The following is an 18,987-nucleotide window of genomic DNA, read 5'->3' as shown; positions in this document are numbered from 1 at the left end:
GACACCCGTGCGATTTTCTTCTGGCTTGAGCCGTGCCGTTGCCGTTGGGGCGGCCCTTGTGGTTGCCGGCGCGCTGACCGCCTGCGGCACCGACGACGCCTCGAACGACACCGCAGGCAACCCGTACGGCCTGGCGCAGGCCGGCGTGCTGCGGGCCGGCACGCTTACCGACGCCCCGCCGAACGTGTACCTCAAGGACGGTAAGTTCACCGGCTTCGACAACGACCTGCTGACCGCGGTCGCCGGCAAGCTCGGCCTGAAGGTCGAGTTCGTCGGCACCGACTTCTCCGCGCTGCTCTCCCAGGTCAACAACCACAAGTTCGACGTCGGCAGCTCCTCGATCACGATCACCGAGGCGCGGAAGAAGACCGTCGACTTCGGCAACGGTTACGACTTCGGCTACTTCGGTCTGGACGTGCCGGCCGGCTCGCCGATCACCGGGTTCGACCAGCTCGCCGGCAAGCGGGTCGTGGTGGTGCAGGGCACCGTCCAGGACGACTACGCCACCGGCAAGCAGCTCGACCCGGTGCGGGTGCCGGACTACAACGGCGCACTCAACCAGCTCAAGGCGGGCACCGCCGACGCGTGGATCGCCCCGGCGGAGATCGGCGAGAAGTCGGCCGCCGACAGCAACGGCAAGATCACCGTGGCGGCCAAGCAGCTCAGCCCGGCGCCGACCGCGTACGCCGTGGCCAAGGGCAGCGACAAGCTGCGCGAGGCGCTGAACAAGGGCCTCGACGAGGTGATCGCCGACGGCACCTGGAGCCGGTTGCAGGCCCAGTACTACCCGGGCCGCCCGATCCCGGCGGACTTCACCCCGGGCAGCGGCACGGTGGCGGTGCCGTCCGCGTCCGCCGCGCCGTCGGCGTCGGCGTCGGCCGCGTCCTGAACCGGTGACGAACGAGCAGGGCGGTAGGAGAGGCGACCGATGGATCCGTTGAGCACCCTGTGGGAGACCTTCTTCGACGCTGACGCGATGCGCGAGGCGCTGCCCGAGATGCTGACCGTCGGGCTGCCCAACACGCTGATCCTGGCGGTCTCCGCCGCCCTGCTCGGCACGGTGTTCGGCCTGCTGCTGGCCGTGGCCGGCATCTCCCGCAGCCGGTGGCTGCGCTGGCCGGCACGCGTCTACACCGACGTGTTCCGGGGGCTGCCGGCCGCGGCGACGATCCTGCTGATCGGCGTCGGGCTGGCGCCGCTGGGCATGCAGGTCTGGGGACCGGACCCGTACCCGCTGGGCATCCTCGCGCTGTCGCTGATCGCGGCGGCGTACATCGGGGAGATCTTCCGCTCCGGCATCCAGTCGGTGGAGGCGGCCCAGTTGGAGGGCGCGCGGGCACTCGGCTTCTCCTGGGCCGACGCGATGCGGCTGGTGATCATCCCGCAGGGCATCCGGCGGGTGCTGCCCGCCTGGGTCAACCAGCTCATCGCGCTGATCAAGGACTCCAGCCTGGTCTACTTCCTCGGCCTGGTGGCCAGCCAGCGGGAGCTGTTCCGCATCGGGCAGGACTACGCGGCCACCACCGGCAACGAGTCCGCGTTGCTGCTCGCCGGGCTCTTCTATCTGGCGTTGACCGTCCCGCTGACGCACGTCGTGAACGCGATCGACAGGCGGCTGCGCCACGGCCGGCCGGCCACCGCACCCGCCGACGACGAGGACGAGGACGACCCGGCGCTGACCGGCGCCCCGGAAGGAGACCGGCGATGACCACCACCACGACCGCGACCACCACCTCGGTCAGCCTCCAGGCGCGCGACGTCCACCTGGCCTTCGGGCCGAACCGCGTGCTGCGCGGCGTCGACCTGAGCGTGCAGCGTGGTGGAACGGCCTGCGTGATCGGGCCGTCCGGGTCGGGCAAGTCCACTCTGCTGCGTACCCTCAACCGGCTCATCGAGCCCGACCGCGGCGACGTGCTGCTGGACGGGCGCAGCGTCCTGCACGACGATCCGGACGCGCTGCGCCAGCGGGTGGGCATGGTCTTCCAGCAGTTCAACCTCTTCCCGCACATGAGCGTGCTGCGCAACGTCACCCTGGCGCTGCGTCGGCTGCGCAAGCTCGGCGAGGACGAGGCGGTGGCCGTCGCCCGCGCCCAGTTGGAGCTGGTGGGGCTCGCCGGCAAGGCCGATGCCCGGCCGGCGCAGCTCTCCGGTGGTCAGCAGCAGCGGGTGGCGATCGCCCGGGCGCTGGCGCTGCGGCCCGAGGTGATGCTCTTCGACGAGGCCACCTCGGCGCTCGACCCCGAACTGGTCAAGGGGGTGCTCGGGGTGATGGCCGACCTGTCCGCCGCCGGAATGACGATGGTGGTGGTCACCCACGAGATGGGCTTCGCCCGGCACGTCGCCGACACCGTCGCCTTCATGGACCGGGGTGTGGTGCTGGAGGCTGGCCCGCCGGAGAGGATCTTCGAGGGGGCCGAGCATCCCCGGCTCCGCCGCTTCCTCGCCCAGGTGCTCTGAGACGGCCGCTCAGCCGGCCTGGAGGCGCAGGTGCAACGCGAACGCCTTCAGGTCGCCGAGCAGCTCCAGGATGGCGTTGCGGTACGCGACCGACGCCCACAGGTGCAGCTCCTCGTCGTCCAGTCCGCCGAACGCCAGCGAGAGCGCCTTGCGCCGGCGCCTGTCGAGCACCTTGTGCGGGCGGGCGAGCAGGTCGCCCTCCCGGCGCAGCGCCTGAAGGTAGGCGGCCACCGCCTCCTGGTAGTGCCGTCCGGCGACCCGCTCCAGCAGGGTGAACTCGAAGACGTTCAACGCCGCCTCGGAATCCCAGTACGCGGCGTCGCGCACCGGCGCGCTCGCGACGTGCCGGCCCATGGCGTGCCGGGCCTCGTAGAGCAGCAGCACGCCCCGGCCGGTGGTGCTCAGCGGCCGGCGGGGCGACGGCAGACGCAGCGTACGCACCGGCGCCGCGGCCGTCAGGTCCACCGCGCCGGCGTACGTCGGCATGCGGTGCGTTCCCGACGCCGGCTCCGGCAGCAGGCAGGCCCGCTCCTGGTAGGGCAGCGGGCCACCGGTGGGCACGGCGCGCGCCGTCGCGGCGTGCAGCTCGGCCAGGGGCCGGTCGTCCGGGGCCGGGCCCGGTGGCAGGGTGAGCACGAGACCGTTGACGCCGGGCACCGGCACGCCCAGCACGCAGGAGGTGCGCAGGAACGCCCACGTCGCCGCCGCCTCGCGGATGCCGCTCGCCACCGCCTGCGCGTCGGCCCGCCAGTCCTGGGCGATCCGCAACCGCTGCGCCAGGTCGGCGGTCGCGGCGCCATCGTGCGGGTACAGCTCCCGGACGGCCCGGGGCAGCGACCCGAGGCGCAGCTCCAGCGGGTCGCCGGTGGGCGAGGCCACGGCGTGCCTCGGGCAGTCGGCAGCCGAGTGCGGGTCACCGTCGACCGCGTGGCAGTCCCCCAGCCAGCTCGCGCCGGGCGGACCGGCCGGACGGGCGAATGCCAGGTGGGGCAGCCGGCCGGTGCGCAGCACCGTCTCGTACTGGGGTCGGGTGCGCCCGGCGCGCAGCTCGTCCAGCGGCAGCATCGGCGCCAGCGTCAACACCCCCGCGAGGACGACGCAGTGCGGGCAGGCGTCGCGCACCCGGTAGCGGCGGAGGTGGTCCACGCCGGGCTGCTCCCACTGGACGCCGACGACGGCGTCGTCCTGCGCCATCAGGTAGAGGAACTCGGTGGCGACGCGCTCGCGGGTGACCGAGGCGAGGTCGTCGAGGAACTCCCGCTCGGTGACCGCCCGTAGGTCGGCCTCGCTCCCTCCGGTGGTCATGGGCACCCCCTCGCGGACCGCACACATCGACGGACGCCGAACCGGTTACCACCGTACCCGCCGACGACGTGCCCGGACGTCCGGCACACGCGGGGGGCGGTGTCACCAATCCGTCAGCCCGAACCGGGCCGCACCGCCGGGTGTTCACTCGTTGGGTCCCCGCCCCAGCAGCCGGATCTCCTCGTTGTCCAGGGCGGCCTGAAGCTCCTGGAGCACCAGGTCGTCGATCTCCCGGTCGTCGCGCAGCCGGGTCAACTCCCGCCGCTTGCGGGCCAGGACGCCGAGGCGCAGTCGGCGGTCCAGGCGGCGTTCCTCGGCGGTACGCCCACCGCTGTCATTGAAGTCCTCCAGGTGCCGCTGGTACTCGGCCTGCAGCCGACGTACCACCTCCCCCTCGACGCCGACCTCGGCGGCTACCTCAGGCAGCGCGTCCAGGCCGGCCTGGGTGGCGCGCAGGCGGGCCTGCCGGGCCTCGTCGACGCGTTCGGGGTCGCCGGTCAGCCCCGCCCAGCGCACCACCAGCGGCAGAGTGGTGCCCTGCACGAGCATGATCACGACGATGACCAGCGCGGTGACGAAGATGATCAGGTCACGTTCGGTCACCGGTCTACCGGCGGCCGTCACCGTCGGGACGGCCAGTGCGGCGGCGAGCGACACAGCGCCCCGGAAACCGGACCAGCCGGCCACGATCCCCACCCGCCAGTTGACCGCCCCCTGGTCCGCCATCCGACGTCGCCGCAGCGTCGCCGACTCCGCCGTGAGGAAGACGAAGGCCAGTCGGGTGCAGACGACGACGGTCGTGACCACGAGCACAATCAGCAGGGCCCGCTGCGGCGACGTGCTGACGATGCCCTTCACCGCCCGGGGGATCTGCGTGCCGAGCAGCACGAACAGCCCGCCGTTGATGAGGAACGTGGACAGGTCCCAGAACGCGTACGCCAGCACCCGGGAGCGGGCGCGGATCACCCGTGGACCGGCGTACGCGAGCACCAGACCGGCGACCACGACGGCCAGCACACCGCTGGCGTGCACCGAGTCGGCGAGCAGGAACGCGCCGAACGGCGTCAGCACGCTCAGCGCCCCCTCGCGCAGCGGGTCGTCGAGCCGCTTGCGGATCAGCACCACTGTGGTGCCCACCAGCAGACCGGCGACGACCCCACCGATGCTGGCCCCGACGAACTCCTTGCCGATGCCCAGCACCCCCGGCTTCGCGCTGCCGGTGAGCAGATCCACGGTCACCGCGAAGATCACCAGGGCGGTGCCGTCGTTGATCAGACTCTCCGCGTGCAGGGTGGTGAGCAGCTTGCGGGGCAGCCGCTTGGCCAGGCCGGTGACCGCGGCGGCGTCGGTCGGCGCGAGGACCGCGCCGAGCACCCAGGCGGCTGCCGGGTGCACGCCGAGCGCCTGCGCGGTCAGGGACACCGTGACCATGGTGAGCACCACGAGCACCACGGCGAGCAGCCCGATCACCGGCAGGTTGGCCCGGATCTCGCGCAGGCTGATGGTGAGGCTCTCCCGGTAGAGGATCGCGGGCAGGAAGATCAGCAGCACCAGGTCCGGCTCCAGGGTCACCTTGGACAGCGGCGGCACCAGCCCGAGCAGCACCCCGAACCCGATGAGCAGCACCGGCGGCGCCACCCGGTACCGGCCGCCGAGGGTGGTGCCGACCAGGACGGTGACGCCCACCACCACGATCAGGACGAGCACCTGCACGGCGTACCCCCCTCGATCCCCGGCCGACGACGAACGCCGGGTTGTTCCATCTGATCGCACCCCGGTTGCCGGTTCCACAGGAACGGGCAAGTCGCCGGGCGCGGGGACGCGTCCCCGGCCGGGTCAGGCCGGATCGGCGGTGCGGACGCGCGCGGTGAGCAGGCGGGCGGTACGACGGTGCACGGCGGCTTCCTCGTCGCGGCCCAGGGCGGTGGCAAGGTCGGCGAGGTGCCCGGCCACCGGGCCGACGGTGAGCACCCCGCTGCCGGCGGCCAGTTCGCCGGCGGCCGGCCGGAGCGCGGCGGCGACGCGCTCCATGGTGGGCCGGTCGCCGACGGCGAGGGCGGCCCGCGCGGTGAGGCACAGCCGCACCTCCCGCAGCAGGTCGTGCGGTCCGTCCGGGAGGACCCGCAGGGCCGCTCGGGCGGCGCCGAGGTCCCCCTCGGCCGCGAGCAGCAGCGGGCGGACCCACGGTTCGTGCGGCCCCCAGTCCAGGCCCACCCAGTCCTCGTCGTCCGGCCCGGGGATCGGCCGCTGACCGGCCGACCCGGGGACCGGCTGGTCGTAGCCCGTTCGGCGCGCACCTGTCGGCGCGTGCGCCAGCGGGTCGGCGCTGACCGCCTCGGCCAGGCGCAGGCCGAGCAGGGCGAGGGGCAGCAGTCCGTGGGCCAGACCCGGCATGGCGTCGGCGGGGAGCCGTTCGGCGGCCGCCCGGTACGCGGTCGCCGCCGCCTCCCGGTCCCCGCCCAACGCCCGGCGCAGCGCGGCGTACCAGCCGGTGAAGACCCCGACCAGCGGCAACTCGTATCGCTGGGCGAGGCGGTCGGCGGCGCGGGCGTGCTGGTCCGCGCCGGCCCGGTCGGCTCGCGCGCAGCACGACTGGACCCCGATGAGGTGACCCAGCACCTCGAAGGTCACCAATTGGCGCGCAGTGGCCAGGTCGATCAGCTCCGCGCCGATCCGGGCCCGCTCGGCGGCCAGCCCGACGCGGTCAAAGGCGTGCATGAAACGCGCATTCAGCGCGAAGGCCAGCAACCCGGGGTCGGCGACGGTCCGGGCGATCCGCTCGGCCTCGGCGGCGGCCCGGCGGCCACGGTCACCTGTGGTGCCGCGCAGCTCCAGCGCGAGCGTGCTCAGCAGCCGGCTGCGCTGCGCCGAGCCGGTCGGGCCGAGGCCGTTCAGGGCGTTCTCGGCAGCGCCGACGATCCGCGCGGAGAGCAGGTCGTCGTCGTTGCGGGTCCAGATGGCGGGCACGTCGAAACCGGCCAGCACCTCCGCCGTCAGCCGGGGGTCACCGACCGCCTCGGCGTCGGCGATCGCCTCGGCGCGGTACGTCCGTGCCTCGGCCAACCGGCCCGTCACCGCCAGAGCACGCCCCAGACCCAGCACCGCGCTCAACCGCTCGCGCCGCTCGGTCCCCCCGGCCCGGTCGTACGCGTCGATGACCTGCGCCCACAGCCGGGCCGCCTCGTGCGGGTTGCCGGCGCGTTCGGCCTGTTCGGCGGCGGTACGGGCGTAGCCGGCGGCCTGGCGGGCGGCTGCCGGGCCGCCGGCACGCAGCAGGTGGTGGGCGAGCGTGGCGGGGTCGACGGGCTGGCGCCGCTGCAACGCCTCGGCGACGGCGGCGTGCCAGGCCGCGCGACGCGCCGCGGAGAGGTCCGCGTAGAGCGTGTCGCGGACCAGGATGTGGGTGAACCGAAGTCGCCCGTCGGGCTCCCGCTCGGTCAGGAACCCGGCCTGCAACGCGCGGTCCACGGCGTCCAGCAGCGCCGCCGGGTCGCCGGTCAGCGCGCCGAGCACCGCGGGGTCGACGTCCCGGCCGAGCACCGCCGCCTGCCGGAGCACGGTACGGGTCGGCGCGGGCAGCTGGGCGAGGCGGTGCCGGATGACATCACGCACCCCGGGCGGCACCGCCGCCAGCGCGGCGCCGCCCGCACCGGCGTACAGCTGGGCCAGCTCCCGGACGAAGAACGGGTTGCCGCCGCTGCGGTGGTGGATCAGCCCGACGGTGGGCGGGTCCAGGTCCCCTCCGACGAGGGCGCGGGCCAGCTCGCCGGTCGCCTCGGCAGACAGGCCGCCGAGGTATACGCGCACCGGTTCGAGCCGGGCGGCGCGGGCCAGGGCGGCGGTCAGCTCCGGGCTGATCTCGGTGGCCCGGTAGGTGCCCAGGACCAGCACCGGCCCGGTGGCCGGCTGCGGCCCGGTGAGCAGGGCGGTGAGCAGATCCAGCGTGTCGCCGTCGGCGCGGTGCAGGTCGTCCAAGACCAGCAGGAGGGGCCCTGAGTCGGCGACGGCGGAGACCAACGACGCCACCGCGCGGTGCCGACGGAACCGGGCCACGGCGGGGTCACCCGCGCCACCGGTCCCGGCCGTCCCGCCGCCGTCCAGCGGCTCGACCGACCCGGACAGCTCGCCCGGTCCCGCCGGCGCGCCCGACCCGGACGGCTCGGTGAGCGTGTCGGTGATCTGGGTCCACGGCCAGGCGGCCGGGGCGCCCTCGTACTCGGGACTGCGGCCCCAGGCCGTGGTCCAGCCCTCGGCGGCGAGCTGCCGGGTCAGCGCCTCGGCCAGGGCGGTCTTGCCGGCGCCCGGCTCCCCACTGAGCAGGGCCAGCGTGGGCCGGCCGGATCGGGCGGCGACCTGACCGGCGTGCCCCAGCCGCTCCAGCTCCGCGTCCCGCCCGACGAACGGCCGCTGCGGGGCCGCTGCGGACCCACCGTCCCGAACGGGTCCGGCACGGTCTGCGACGGCCACGGCGGGGGCACGGGTCAGGTGTGGCGCCTGGGCCAGGATGTCGGCCTCCAGCCGGCGCAGCTCAGGCCCCGGGTCCAGACCCAGCTCAGCCACCAGGACGTCGCGGGCCTCGCGCAACGCGGCCAGCGCCTCGCCCTGCCGGCCGGCGCGGTACCGGGCCAGCGCGAGCAGCCGCCAGGCGTCCTCCCGCAGCGGATGGCTGGCGAGGTGGGCGGGCAGGTCGGCGGCGGCCTCGTCCGGACGACCCAGCGCGAGCAGCGCCTCGGCGCGCCGCTCGACGGCGAGCATACGCAGCTCGTTCAACCGGTTGATCTCCGCGACGGCCCAGAGGGCGCCCGCGCAGTCCGCGTACGCGGGACCCCGCCACAGCCCGAGCGCCGCGTCCAGCGCGGTCAGTGCCGGCGCGGGCAGTTCCCCGCTCAGCAGCCGTCCCGCCTCGCCGACGGCCGCCTCGAAGCGGTCGGCGTCCACCGTGTCTGGGGCGGCCCGCAGCGCGTACCCCGGGGGTTCGGTGACCAGGAGGCGGGGTGGCTGCCGGGGCGGCCGGTCGGGCTCCAACGCCCGGCGCAGGTCGGCGACGAAGGTGCGGATCGCGCCCACCGCGCCGTCCGGCGGGACCTCCCACAGGTCGTCGACGAGGCGTTCCACCGGCACCACCCGGCCGTGGGCGATCAGCAACCGGGCCAGCACCAGGCGCTGCCGGTGTCCCCGCAGCGGCACCGGACCGTCCGCGGTGGTGGCGGTCACCGGCCCGAGTACGCCGAGCGTCACCCCCACCGGTGACGTCGGTTCCCTGGTCATGGCACCAATCTAGGCGGCCGTGCCGGCCCGCACTCATCCGGCGCTGACCGTCTGCTGATCACCGCCGGGCAGCCTCGATGACGTACGACGGCGACGGGCGTCCCGCCCGCCGACCCCGCTTCCCAGGAAGGTTTTCCGTGCAGCCGAGGATCAACGGATTCGACTACCAGCGCGTCACCGTCGCCGACGGCGTGACGCTCACCGCCGCCGTGGGTGGTTCCGGACCACCGATCGTGCTGTTGCACGGTTTCCCGCAGACCCACCTCATGTGGCGGCACGTGGCGGCCGACCTGGCCGCCGACCACACGGTCATCTGCCCCGACCTGCGTGGCTACGGCGACAGCGACAAGCCCGTGGACAGCGACGGCACGGCGTACGCCAAGCGGACCATGGCCGCCGACGTCGTGGCGCTGGCCGGCGCGCTCGGCCATGGGCGCTTCGCCCTGGCCGGGCACGACCGGGGCGCCCTGGTCGCGTTCCGCGCCGGCCTCGACCACCCGGCGGCGATCAGCCGGCTCGCCCTGCTCGACGTGGTGCCCACCCTGGACATGTGGGACGTGCTGCACGGCGCCAGCGCCGCGGTCGCCTTCCACCTGTACCTCATGGCGCAGCCGCCGGGCCTGCCCGAGGAGCTGATCGGCGCCAGCCCCGACGCGTTCTTCGGCCATTTCCTCGACGTCTGGACCCGCGACCCGGACGCGCTGCCGGCCGAGGTACGTGCCGCGTACCTGCGGGCGTCCCGCGACGCGGTCACCTCGATCGTCGCCGACTACCGGGCGTCGGCCGGCATCGACGTCGTGCACGACACGGCCGACCGGGCGGCCGGCAACCTGCTGCGGATGCCGGTGACCGTGCTCCAGCAGGACTGGGGCGCGGCGCTCGGCTACGACGCGGCGGGGGTGTGGCGGGCCTGGGCCCCGGACCTGGAGCACCAGACGGTCACCTGCGGCCACTTCATGGCGGAGGAAGCGCCGGCCGTGGTGGTCCGGGCGCTGCGCGACCTGCTCCTGCGGTAATACGCGGGTCGGACGAACATCCTCACTGAAAGTAAGATATCCGACACTCTTCACCATCGATCGCGAGGGATCGCCGGCGTGCCGGCGATCCCTCGCGCGCGGGTCGCCCACAAGCCCCGGAAACCGGCTCTGACCTGCGGAAAAGCGACGTTACACCGGGTGGACGAGAACCGGTCGCCGGTGCTACACAGGCAGATATCGGCAGCCAACGACGGCGAGTCGCCAATCGCCTCGACCACCGACCGTCCACACGACCGCCACCCAAACGGATCGCACGCCCGACCTGAGACGACATCGGCCGGCGGCGGGCCAACGGTCCCGGTCTCGACCAAGGAGTCGCCGTGGTACACCCCCGCTCCCGGGCCAAGAACCAGCCGTTCGAGGTGGCCGCCCTGATTACGACGCCCATCTGTGGATTCCTCCTGCTCGTGCTGGACGTCCGATCAACGTCGGTCCAACTGTCCATGCCGGAACCCGTCCGGCTCGGCTGGGAGGTCGCTCTGATCGTGGTCGGCGTGGGCGGTCTGCTGGGCATCGTGTGGCCTGGTCGGCTCTCCACCGGCCTCGGCATCGAGTTCGCGTCCGTACTGGTGCTCGGCACCCTCACCGGCATGTACGCGGTGGCGCTGGTGGCGGTACTCGGCAGGCAGGGCCTCGTCGCGGCGTCGTTGATCAGCGCCGTGCCCCTGGGCGCCTTCTGGCGGGCCGGCCTGATCGCCGCCGACCTCCGCTGTCTGGCCTACGGCCACCAGTGCGCGACGCACCGACGAATCGTGGGAGGTGTCACGTGATCTCGGCACCGACACCCGAAGCGCCGCACTGGGTTCAGGTGCTGCTCAGCCTGCTCGGCATCCTCGGCGGGACGACCGGTCTTGCCGCCATCGCCACGGTCGTGTCGCAGCGGGGCAAGTTCAAGGCCGACGCCGCCGACACGCTGACCGAGGCCGCCCTGACGCTCGTTCAGCCGCTCCAACTGCGGGTCACCGAGTTGGAGGGCGAGGCGGTGAGCGCGCGATCGGAGCTGGGGCTGCTGCGCGAGCAGGTCAACCAGTTGCAGTTCCTCGTCCGGGTGCTGAGCCGCACGCTCGACCGGTGGCGTGCCGCGGTGCACGCCCCGGACGCCACCCTGCGCAAGATCCGCGCGGTGGTCGCGGAGTCCGAGCGGCTGCCCGAGGACCGGTGACCGGCCGTTGCCGGCTCATCCGCCGTTCGCTGCGCGCAGCCGGGCGATGAGGTCGTGTACCGCCGCCCGGAACGCGGGGTCGGACTCGCCCGGTTGGTGTCCGCGCACCGGTGGCGGCTGGCGCTCGCCCGGTTGGGGCAGCAGGCCCGCAGGGTCGCGCAGCCGCCTGTCGACGCGGCCGGCCGGATCGGCTGCCTCCGGCGGCGGATCGCCGGGCCGGTGCGCCGCGAAGATCCAACCGCCGACCGGGTCGGTGTCCCGCCAGAGGTTGAGCCACCGCCACCCGACCCGAACCCCCACCTCGCGCAGCGTCTTCTCGTCGAGGTACGCCGGGAAGAGCCGGGCGTAGAGGCGGTCCAGCGGCGAGCCGTAGGTGAGCAGCGCGACCTGCCGGCGCACGGTCGCGGGCAGCCGCAGCACCGCGAGGGCCAGCAACGCCGAGCCGTGGCTGTGCCCGCACAGCAGCACCCCGGTGTGCCGCTCGGTCAGGCGGCCGATCCGGTCGGCCAGCTCCGGCACCGCCCGGTCGGCGTAGCTCGGGGGCGCGAACGGGTGGGCGGCCCGGGGCCAGAAGGTGCCCAGGTCCCACAGGATCCCGACGTGCCGGCGGAACCACGCCGTCCGGTAGGCGAAGACACCCCCCAGCAGCAACGCGAGCAGCACCGCGGCGAGGAGGTAGGCGCCCCCCGTGAGCCCCATCCCGACGGCCCTGGCCGGCAGCCCGAGAGATTGCCGCGCCAGCTCGTCCGGATCGTGCCCGAACTGCCCGAACAGAATCGTGGCCAGCCCGATCACCGCCAGCAACGCGTACGTGGCCGCCAGCAGGCCCAGCCACTCGGTGAACCGCGCCCGGGCCACCGTCTTCGTGACCCGCCGCACCCGGGTGGTCGCCTCCGGCGGCGGCGCGGGAAAGTCGCGCGCGATGATCGCCGACGCCGCGCGGCGTCGGCGGTGCCCCGACAGGACGGTAAGCGCCCCGCACAGCAGCACCGCCGCCGACACGTGCAGGAAGAAGGCCAGCAACGTCCAGCGGAACGGCAACGGCGGCCCTCCGTCGCCGCGGTAGCCACCGAGCAGGATTCCCGCCCCGTAGACGAGACCGGCGGAGAGCGCGCTGGCAAGACCGACGCCGATGGCCGCGATGACCGCCGCGCCCAGCCCTCCCGGCAGCGCGGACCGACCGCGGTGCCACAGCACCACGCCGCTAAGCAGCACCAGCAGGGCCATCTGGCCGAGCAGGGCATGGCCGGCGATCTCGTCGTAGCCGGGAAGCCCGGCCGCCGACGACCAGCCGCGCTCGTCGCTTGAGACGGCCACGAGGGTCGCCGCCGTCAGACCCGCCGCCAGCACGCCCGTCGTGCGGGCTGTCACCGTGGCTGTCCGGGCGGTCGTGGCCCGGTCGATCAGCCCCGGTACGGCGAGCAGGCCGACGCAGGCCACCAGGACCGCCGCGCTGAGCGTCAGCAGCAGCGTCGTCACCGGCGTCGTGCCGCCGACGCGCCGGGCCGCGAGGAGCAGGACGTCGAGGACGGCGAGCGCGGCGGCGATGTGGATCGCCCGCAACCGCACCACAAGCGGCTCCACCGCCCACAGTGGGTTGCCGGTCGGGCGGGAGCGGCGGGTTCCCAACAGGCGCAGGAACGCGACGGCGGCGATGGGCAGCAGCGCCAGCACGGCCAGCCGCTGCCCGACGGGCCTGTCGTCGAGCCCGGCAAGCGTGTCGAAGGGCCCCCGGCATCCGGCCGTGCCGAGACACCGCCAGGCGAGCAGGTCGAGGGCGACCCCGGCGATGGACACCACGTACACCACTGTGAGGTTGAGCGCGAGCAGCCGGCACAGGACGGTGACCGCGGCGGCGCCGCGGCCGGCGGGCCGCATCCACACCGCCGCGTTGCTGAACATGAACGGCAGCAGGAAGACCAGGGCGAGCGTCCGGACCACAGTGCCCGAGGGCAGGTCACCCCAGCGGTACGCCTCGAGCGTCACCCCGGGCGGGTCGACGCCGTCCGACCCGTCACGGCGGTGGAAGCCCCCGCGGGCGTCGCCCGCGACCTGCCGTACCCGCTGCGCGCCCAGGATGACCGAGGGGTCCGCCCCCGACACACCGTGCACCCGCAACTCCACCACGTCGTCGCGTCGCGGTTGGTCGCCGGGGCGCGGCACTCCCTGCGGCATCGGGGCAGCTACCCGTGCCGTCGCTGGCCGGGCGCGTAGCTCCGGTTGGCCCGTCGGCCGAGCCGCTCCAGGTCGGGCAGCGCGTCGACCAGAACGATCAGTGGGAGCAGCCGGCCGGGAAATCCGCTCGCCATCGCCCTCACCTTCCCGGACGTCACCTGCCGCCCCAGTCGTACCACCCGGGCGGCCCCGGTCGGGAGGGTTCCGCCGGGGCCGGGGCGTCGAGGTCAGCGGGCGGCGCCGGGTGTTCCGCCATCCGCAGGTGGGCGAGTTGGAGCTGCGCTACGAGAAGTTCACGATCAGCGGCACCACGCAGTCGCTGGTCGTCTACCACGCCGAGCCGGGCAGCCCGTCCGCCCGCTCCCTCGCTCGGCTCGGGGCCACCGTCTCAGCGCCGGAGGCGCACGGATAGCACCAGAAATCGGGGCTACCGGCTGGCCGCCCGCTCGGCGACCACCACGGAGATGCCGTCGAGGACGCGTTGCAGGCCGAACTCGAAGGCGTACTCCGGGCCGTACGCCCCGCCGTGCTGCTGGCCGGCCGCGGTGCCGACGCGGGACGCGGTGGGGTAGCTGTCGGCCGTCAGGAACGTCTCCAGCCAGGGCGCGTGCGACTGCCACCACTGGCCGTCGGTCATGCCGGTCTCCCGCTCCAGGTCGACCACCTCGGATGCGGCGCGCGCGGAGGTCTTCACGTGCCCGAGGACGAGGGTGAGCACCGCGTCCATCTCGACGTCGGTGAGCCCGATGTCGGCGACCGCGCCGAGTTCGTGGTCGTACTTGGCCACCAGGTGCGGGCCGAGCACCGGGCGGGTCGTCTCGGCTCGCAGCATCCACGGGTGGCGCTGGTAGAGCGCCAGGTTGTCGTGGGCGATCCGCTCCAACCGGGCCCGCCAGTCGCCCTCGACTGCGGAACGCGGCATCTCGCCGTACACGGTGTCGATCATGACGTCGACGAGCTCGGCCTTGCCCGGCACGTAGGTGTAGACGGACATGGTGCCGACACCCAACGCCTCGCCGACCCGGCGCATGGTCAACGCGTCGAGGCCCTCGGCGTCGGCGATGTCGATCGCGGCCCGCACGATCCGGTCGACGCTGAGGCCCGGCCCGGCGCTGCGGCTGGTCGGCTCCCGGGTGCGCCAGAGAATGGCCAGGCTGCGGGCCGGGTCCGCGGTCGCCTTGCGCTCACTCGCCATGGTGCGGCCATCCTAACAACGCGGTCGTACGGGGTACGCCGACCGCGAGGCGGTGCCGGCGGGGCCCTGCTACGACCGCTCGCCGGCACCGACGGCGTCACGGCTTCAGCACGACCTTCTCGCAGTCGTCCTGCTTGTTCTTGAACAGGTCGAAGCCGCGGGCCGCATCCTCCAGCGCCAGGGTGTGGGTGATCACCCGGGTGGGATCCAGCTCGCCGTTCTCGATGTGGCGCAGCAGCGGCGTCATGTACCGCTGGACGTGGCACTGACCGGTGCGCAGGGTCAGCGACCGGTTCATCCACGCGCCGGAGGGGAACTTGTCGAGAAAGCCGCCGTACACGCCGATGACCGACACGATGCCACCGCTGCGGCAGGACAGGATCGCCTGCCGCAACGCGTGCGGCCGCTCGGTCTCCGACCGCACGGCCTGCTTCACCCGGTCGTACGCGTGCAGGTGCGCGCTGCCGTGGCTGGCCTCCATGCCGACGGCGTCGATGCACTTGTCCGGCCCGCGTCCGCCGGTCAGCTCCAACAGCCGGGAGCGGACGTCCACCTCCTCGAAGTTGATCGTGGTGTGTCCGGCCTCCTCCGCCATCCGCAGGCGGTACGGCTCCTTGTCGATCGCGATGACCGTGGCCGCGCCGAGCAGGCGGGCGCTGTCCATCGCGAACTGCCCGACCGGGCCGGCGCCCCACACGGCGACGACGTCGCTGGGCTGGATGTCGCACATCTCGGCGCCCATGTAGCCGGTCGGCAGGATGTCGGACAGGAACAGCACCTGCTCGTCGGTCAGGTCCGACTCGATCTTCAGCGGCCCGACGTCGGCGAACGGCACCCGCACGTACTCGGACTGGCCACCCGCGAACCCGCCGGTCAGGTGGGAGTAGCCGAAGATGCCGGCGACCGGGTGGCCGAACATCTTCTCCGCGATCCCGGCGTTGGGGTTGCTGTTCTCGCAGCACGACCACAGCTGCGCCGCACACGCCGCGCACGCGCCGCAGGCGATCGGGAACGGCACCACGACCCGGTCGCCGACGCGCAGCCGGCCCGGGTCGACGCCGGCGCCGACCTCCACCACCTCGCCCATGAACTCGTGGCCCAGCACGTCACCGTCCTGCATGGTCGGCACGTACCCGTCGACCAGGTGCAGGTCGGATCCGCAGATCGCGGTCGAGGTGACCTTCACGATCGCGTCGCGCCGATTGAGGATGCTCGGGTCCGGCACGTCGCGGACCTCGACCTTGTTCCGGCCGGCCCAGGTGTTCGCCCTCATGCCGCCTCCCCCTTCGCCAATTCGTCGCTCGACAGCGGCTGCGCCGGCCGCTGCGGAAACTCCTTGCGGGCGCGCTTGCCCCACGGCGCGCCGTCGGAGCGCACCACCTCGCCGGTCTCCAGGACCTGCTTGAGTCGGCGCAGGTCGTCGTCGAGCTGCTGGTGAGGCTCCTCGCCGAAGTACCGGGCGACGGCCTGACCGAGCCTGCCACCGGGGATGTCGTACACCAGCAGCACGTGCACCTCGGTGCTCACGCCGTCGGGCGCGGGCACGAACCACACCTTGCCGGTGTTCGGCACGTCGGCGTCCCCGGTGGAGCGCCAGCCGATGCGCTCGTCGGGCACCTCGTCGGTGATCTCCGCGTCCCACTCGACGCTGCGGTCGAACGGCGCGCTCGCCGTCCAGTGGCTCGTACGCTCCCCGGTGGTGCGCACCTCTTGCAGATGGGCCATGAACGTCGGCAGGTTCTCCAGACGACGCCAGAAGGCGTACACGTCGGACACCGGCCGGCGGATGGTCGTGGTGGCCAGCAGATCCATGGGTTCCCTCCCCTCTCAGGGCCACCACGTACCCCGAGAGTCACGCCCTGCACATGACGCGGGCAGAAATCGTCCACGAGATGGGGCGTACGGAAATCAGAGTCCTTCGCGGTCGTCGGTCAGCGCCGGCCCGGCGGCGGCCGGCACGAGGTGGCGCACCTCCGGTTCGCCGTCGGCCAGCTCCCGGGCCCGCGCCTCGGCCTCGCGGTCCTCACCGGTCAACCGACCGCCGTGCTGGCGCAGGTGCTCGCCCCAGGACGGCACCAGGTACACCTCGATGAACCGGTCCGTCGTCTCGGCCGGCCGGAACAGCCCCCAGCGCATCGCGCCGGTGCGCTGCCGGGCGCCGCGCACGACGTCCATGGCCGCGAGGAACTGTCCCGTCCGCTCCGGCCGGACGGTGTACTGCACCGTCACCACTACCGGTCCCACGCCCGGGTCCGGCTCGTACGCGAGGTGCAGTTGCGGCCAGTAGGCCGCCGGTTCGCGGTTCACCGAGCGCAGGTCCGGCAGCGGCCAGATCCGGCTCGTCACGGTCCCGACGAGCATCAACGCCGCCGCCGCGAGGTAGGCGAGGACCAGCCCGCCCACGTCGGCCACCAGACCCCACACGAGGGCGCCGACGGCCTGCCCGCCGGCAAAACACACCTGGTAGACGGCCAGCCCCCGGGCCCGTACCCAGCTCGGCAGAAAGAGCTGCATCTCGGCGTTGACGTTGGCCAGCACCGTCACCCAGGCCATCCCGGCCGGCAGCAGGGCGAGGAGCACCAGCGGCACCACCCGTACGGTGCCGAGGACCGCCAGCGCGATGGTGAACAGCGCGCCGGCGATCAGCAGGAGCTGGTTGGCCGACAGCCGGGCGCGGATCACAGCCAGCAGCACCCCGCCCGCGATGGCACCCACTCCGAGGGCGGCCAGCAGCAGCCCGTACCCGCCGGAGCCCAGCCCGAGCCGCCGGGCCGCCACCAGCGGCAGCAGCGCCCACAGCGCGCTGGCCGGGATCACGAAGACCAGCGCGCGGCGCAGCAGCCGGCGCACGATCGGCGAGTGGCGTACGTAGCGGCTGCCAGCCCGCAGCGCGGCGGTGAACCGCTCGGGCACCTCGACGGCGCGGGCGCTTCCCGGCCGCCAGCGCCACAGCGCGGCCGCGAAGATGGCGAACGCCACCGCGTTGAGCCCGAAGACCGGGGCGACGCCGGTGCGGGCGATCAGCACGCCGGCCACCGCCGGCCCCACCGCCCGCGCCACGTTCACGCTTATCGAGCCGAGCGCGGACGCCGACCGCAGCTGCTCCTGCGGCACCAGCTCCGGAATCACCGCCGCCCAGGCCGGCAGGGTGAGCGCCTGCCCGACCCCGAACGCGAAGGTGAGGGTGAGCAGCAGGGCCGGCGGCATCCGGTCGGTCAGGGTGAGCAGGGTCAACGCCAACGCCACCGCCACCAGGAACAGCTGCACGGCGATCAACAGGTGCCGGCGGTCGAAGCTGTCGGCCAGCACCCCGGCGGGCAGCGCCAGCAGCAGCACCGGCAGCAGGCTGGCGGTCTGCACCAGCGCGACGAGCGTGGAGGCGTTGGAGTGGTGGATCAGCAGCCACTGCGCGCCGACGGTCTGCATCCAGGTGCCGATGTTGGCGGCGAGCAGGGCCAGCCAGAGATTGCGGTAGACGGCGCCGCGCAGGGGCGCCCACGCGGAGGCCGGACGGTCCCGCGGTCCGGCTGCCGCCGTCACCACCGCCCGTCCGCGCGCAGCACGCGCTCGCCGGAGACGTAGAGGTCGTCGGGTTGCAGCAGCAACAGCCGGACGACCTCGGCGGCGACCTGCTCGGGCAGGGCGTACACCTCGTCGAGGAACTCCGCGCCGACGCGTTCCTGCAAGCGGGTCGGCATCGGCCCGGGATCCAGCTCCATCACCTTGATTCGGTTGCTGTGCTGGGCCTGGGCCAGTGACTCGACGAGGCTGGCGCCGTAGCTCTTGGTCGCCCGGTAGACCGGGATGCCGGGCCGGGGTGCCGCCAGCGCCATCGCGCCGATGTACACCACGTTCCCGTAGCCCTGCCGGTGCAGATGCTCCAGCGCCTCCCGCAGCAGGTACGTCGTACCCAGGACGTTGATCTCCACGGCCCGCCGGATGTGCTCCACGGGCAGGTCACCGAGGTCGCCGCCCGCCCACATCGACGCGCACGCCGCGACCCCGTCGACGGTGCCGTAGCGCCCCACCACCTCGGCGAACGCGTCCCGGACCTGCTCGTAGGAGGAGACGTCGCAGACCGCTCCGTCGCACCCCAGCTCGTCGGTCGTCGCGGCTACCTCGGCCGGCACGTTGCCGAACACCACGACGCGGTGCTCGTCGAGCAGCAGCCGGGTCACCGCCAGGCCCAGCCCGCTGGTACCGCCGACCACCACGAAGGTTCTGGTACCCAATGTCTCTCCAGCCGCCGCCGCCACAGGTCACACGGATCGCGTGATGGCGCGTTCTTCCCGTTTCCGGACCGCGCACACCCGCTACGGCGGTAGTGCTGGGCATACCCCGGAAAGGGGATCTGGACGGCTGGGGCGCCAGGTGACCGGCGATTAGCG

General features: G+C 73.6%; 17 protein-coding genes. 7 read left to right on the top strand and 10 right to left on the bottom strand.

Annotated features, from left to right (window positions below):
* The first annotated feature begins 25 nt into the window (after window positions 1-25).
* From ACGGAQ_RS08500 to ACGGAQ_RS08490, 3 genes are read left to right on the top strand one after another with little or no spacing between them, the layout of a single operon-like run.
* Entirely contained in the window at window positions 26-889 is an 864-nt protein-coding gene (locus tag ACGGAQ_RS08500; protein ID WP_393045973.1) for an ABC transporter substrate-binding protein, read from the top strand.
* Window positions 890-928: 39 nt separating this feature from the next.
* Window positions 929-1,708 (top strand): amino acid ABC transporter permease, encoded by a 780-nt coding sequence (locus tag ACGGAQ_RS08495; protein ID WP_354855079.1) that lies wholly within the window; start codon window positions 929-931, stop codon window positions 1,706-1,708.
* Complete coding sequence (locus tag ACGGAQ_RS08490) at window positions 1,705-2,457, top strand: amino acid ABC transporter ATP-binding protein (RefSeq protein ID WP_393045971.1); 753 nt, start codon at window positions 1,705-1,707, stop codon at window positions 2,455-2,457. The genes ACGGAQ_RS08495 and ACGGAQ_RS08490 overlap by 4 nt, the downstream gene beginning before the upstream one ends.
* A 9-nt stretch (window positions 2,458-2,466) precedes the next feature.
* On the opposite strand, the gene ACGGAQ_RS08485 is transcribed toward ACGGAQ_RS08490, so the two are convergent.
* From ACGGAQ_RS08485 to ACGGAQ_RS08475, 3 genes are all read right to left on the bottom strand, one after another.
* Entirely contained in the window at window positions 2,467-3,762 is a 1,296-nt protein-coding gene (locus tag ACGGAQ_RS08485) for a hypothetical protein (protein WP_393045969.1), read from the bottom strand.
* 144 nt (window positions 3,763-3,906) lie between these two features.
* Complete coding sequence (locus ACGGAQ_RS08480) at window positions 3,907-5,475, bottom strand: Na+/H+ antiporter (protein ID WP_393045967.1); 1,569 nt, start codon at window positions 5,473-5,475, stop codon at window positions 3,907-3,909.
* A 123-nt stretch (window positions 5,476-5,598) separates the two neighbouring features.
* Window positions 5,599-9,030 carry a BTAD domain-containing putative transcriptional regulator gene (locus tag ACGGAQ_RS08475; protein ID WP_393045965.1) on the bottom strand — a complete coding sequence of 1,144 codons (3,432 nt, stop codon included), beginning with the start codon at window positions 9,028-9,030 and terminating at the stop codon, window positions 5,599-5,601.
* Window positions 9,031-9,167: 137 nt separating this feature from the next.
* Here ACGGAQ_RS08475 and ACGGAQ_RS08470 point away from each other — a divergent pair, with 137 nt between their 5' ends.
* The 3 genes from ACGGAQ_RS08470 (at window position 9,168) to ACGGAQ_RS08460 (ending at window position 11,229) form a co-directional block, all read left to right on the top strand.
* The gene (locus tag ACGGAQ_RS08470; RefSeq protein ID WP_393045963.1) at window positions 9,168-10,046 is read left to right on the top strand and encodes an alpha/beta fold hydrolase; all 879 of its coding nucleotides are present in this window, start codon (window positions 9,168-9,170) and stop codon (window positions 10,044-10,046) included.
* Between the two features lie 341 nt (window positions 10,047-10,387).
* Window positions 10,388-10,837 (top strand): hypothetical protein, encoded by a 450-nt coding sequence (locus tag ACGGAQ_RS08465; protein ID WP_393045960.1) that lies wholly within the window; start codon window positions 10,388-10,390, stop codon window positions 10,835-10,837.
* Window positions 10,834-11,229, top strand: a complete 396-nt coding sequence (locus ACGGAQ_RS08460; RefSeq protein ID WP_393045958.1) for a hypothetical protein — start codon at window positions 10,834-10,836, stop codon at window positions 11,227-11,229. Before ACGGAQ_RS08465 ends, ACGGAQ_RS08460 begins: the two co-directional genes overlap by 4 nt.
* A 15-nt stretch (window positions 11,230-11,244) precedes the next feature.
* Here ACGGAQ_RS08460 and ACGGAQ_RS08455 read toward each other — a convergent pair whose 3' ends face one another.
* Complete coding sequence (locus tag ACGGAQ_RS08455; protein ID WP_393045956.1) at window positions 11,245-13,404, bottom strand: hypothetical protein; 2,160 nt, start codon at window positions 13,402-13,404, stop codon at window positions 11,245-11,247.
* Between the two features lie 8 nt (window positions 13,405-13,412).
* Entirely contained in the window at window positions 13,413-13,538 is a 126-nt protein-coding gene (locus tag ACGGAQ_RS08450) for a hypothetical protein (protein ID WP_393045954.1), read from the bottom strand.
* Between the two features lie 110 nt (window positions 13,539-13,648).
* On the opposite strand from ACGGAQ_RS08450, the gene ACGGAQ_RS08445 reads away from it, so the two are divergent.
* On the top strand, window positions 13,649-13,816 hold the full coding sequence (locus tag ACGGAQ_RS08445; protein ID WP_393045952.1) for a hypothetical protein: 168 nt from the start codon (window positions 13,649-13,651) through the stop codon (window positions 13,814-13,816).
* Window positions 13,817-13,831: 15 nt separating this feature from the next.
* On the opposite strand, the gene ACGGAQ_RS08440 is transcribed toward ACGGAQ_RS08445, so the two are convergent.
* From ACGGAQ_RS08440 to ACGGAQ_RS08420, 5 genes are all read right to left on the bottom strand, one after another.
* A complete protein-coding gene (locus ACGGAQ_RS08440) occupies window positions 13,832-14,599 on the bottom strand; it encodes a TetR/AcrR family transcriptional regulator (RefSeq protein WP_393045950.1) in 768 nt (255 codons plus the stop codon).
* A 97-nt stretch (window positions 14,600-14,696) separates the two neighbouring features.
* On the bottom strand, window positions 14,697-15,872 hold the full coding sequence (locus ACGGAQ_RS08435; RefSeq protein WP_393045948.1) for a zinc-dependent alcohol dehydrogenase: 1,176 nt from the start codon (window positions 15,870-15,872) through the stop codon (window positions 14,697-14,699).
* Window positions 15,869-16,411, bottom strand: coding sequence for an SRPBCC family protein (locus tag ACGGAQ_RS08430; protein ID WP_393045946.1), 543 nt, complete (start codon window positions 16,409-16,411; stop codon window positions 15,869-15,871). The genes ACGGAQ_RS08435 and ACGGAQ_RS08430 overlap by 4 nt, the downstream gene beginning before the upstream one ends.
* 96 nt (window positions 16,412-16,507) lie before the next feature.
* Window positions 16,508-18,142, bottom strand: coding sequence for an MFS transporter (locus ACGGAQ_RS08425; RefSeq protein ID WP_393045944.1), 1,635 nt, complete (start codon window positions 18,140-18,142; stop codon window positions 16,508-16,510).
* Window positions 18,136-18,831, bottom strand: a complete 696-nt coding sequence (locus ACGGAQ_RS08420; RefSeq protein ID WP_393045942.1) for an SDR family oxidoreductase — start codon at window positions 18,829-18,831, stop codon at window positions 18,136-18,138. The genes ACGGAQ_RS08425 and ACGGAQ_RS08420 overlap by 7 nt, the downstream gene beginning before the upstream one ends.
* Between the last annotated feature and the right edge of the window lie 156 nt (window positions 18,832-18,987).

Origin of the sequence: Micromonospora sp. NPDC047557, from assembly GCF_043205095.1 — a bacterium.
GTDB lineage: Bacteria > Actinomycetota > Actinomycetes > Mycobacteriales > Micromonosporaceae > Micromonospora.
The sequence above is the reverse complement of the archived record's forward strand: the minus strand, read 5'-3'. Positions and strand labels throughout refer to the sequence as shown.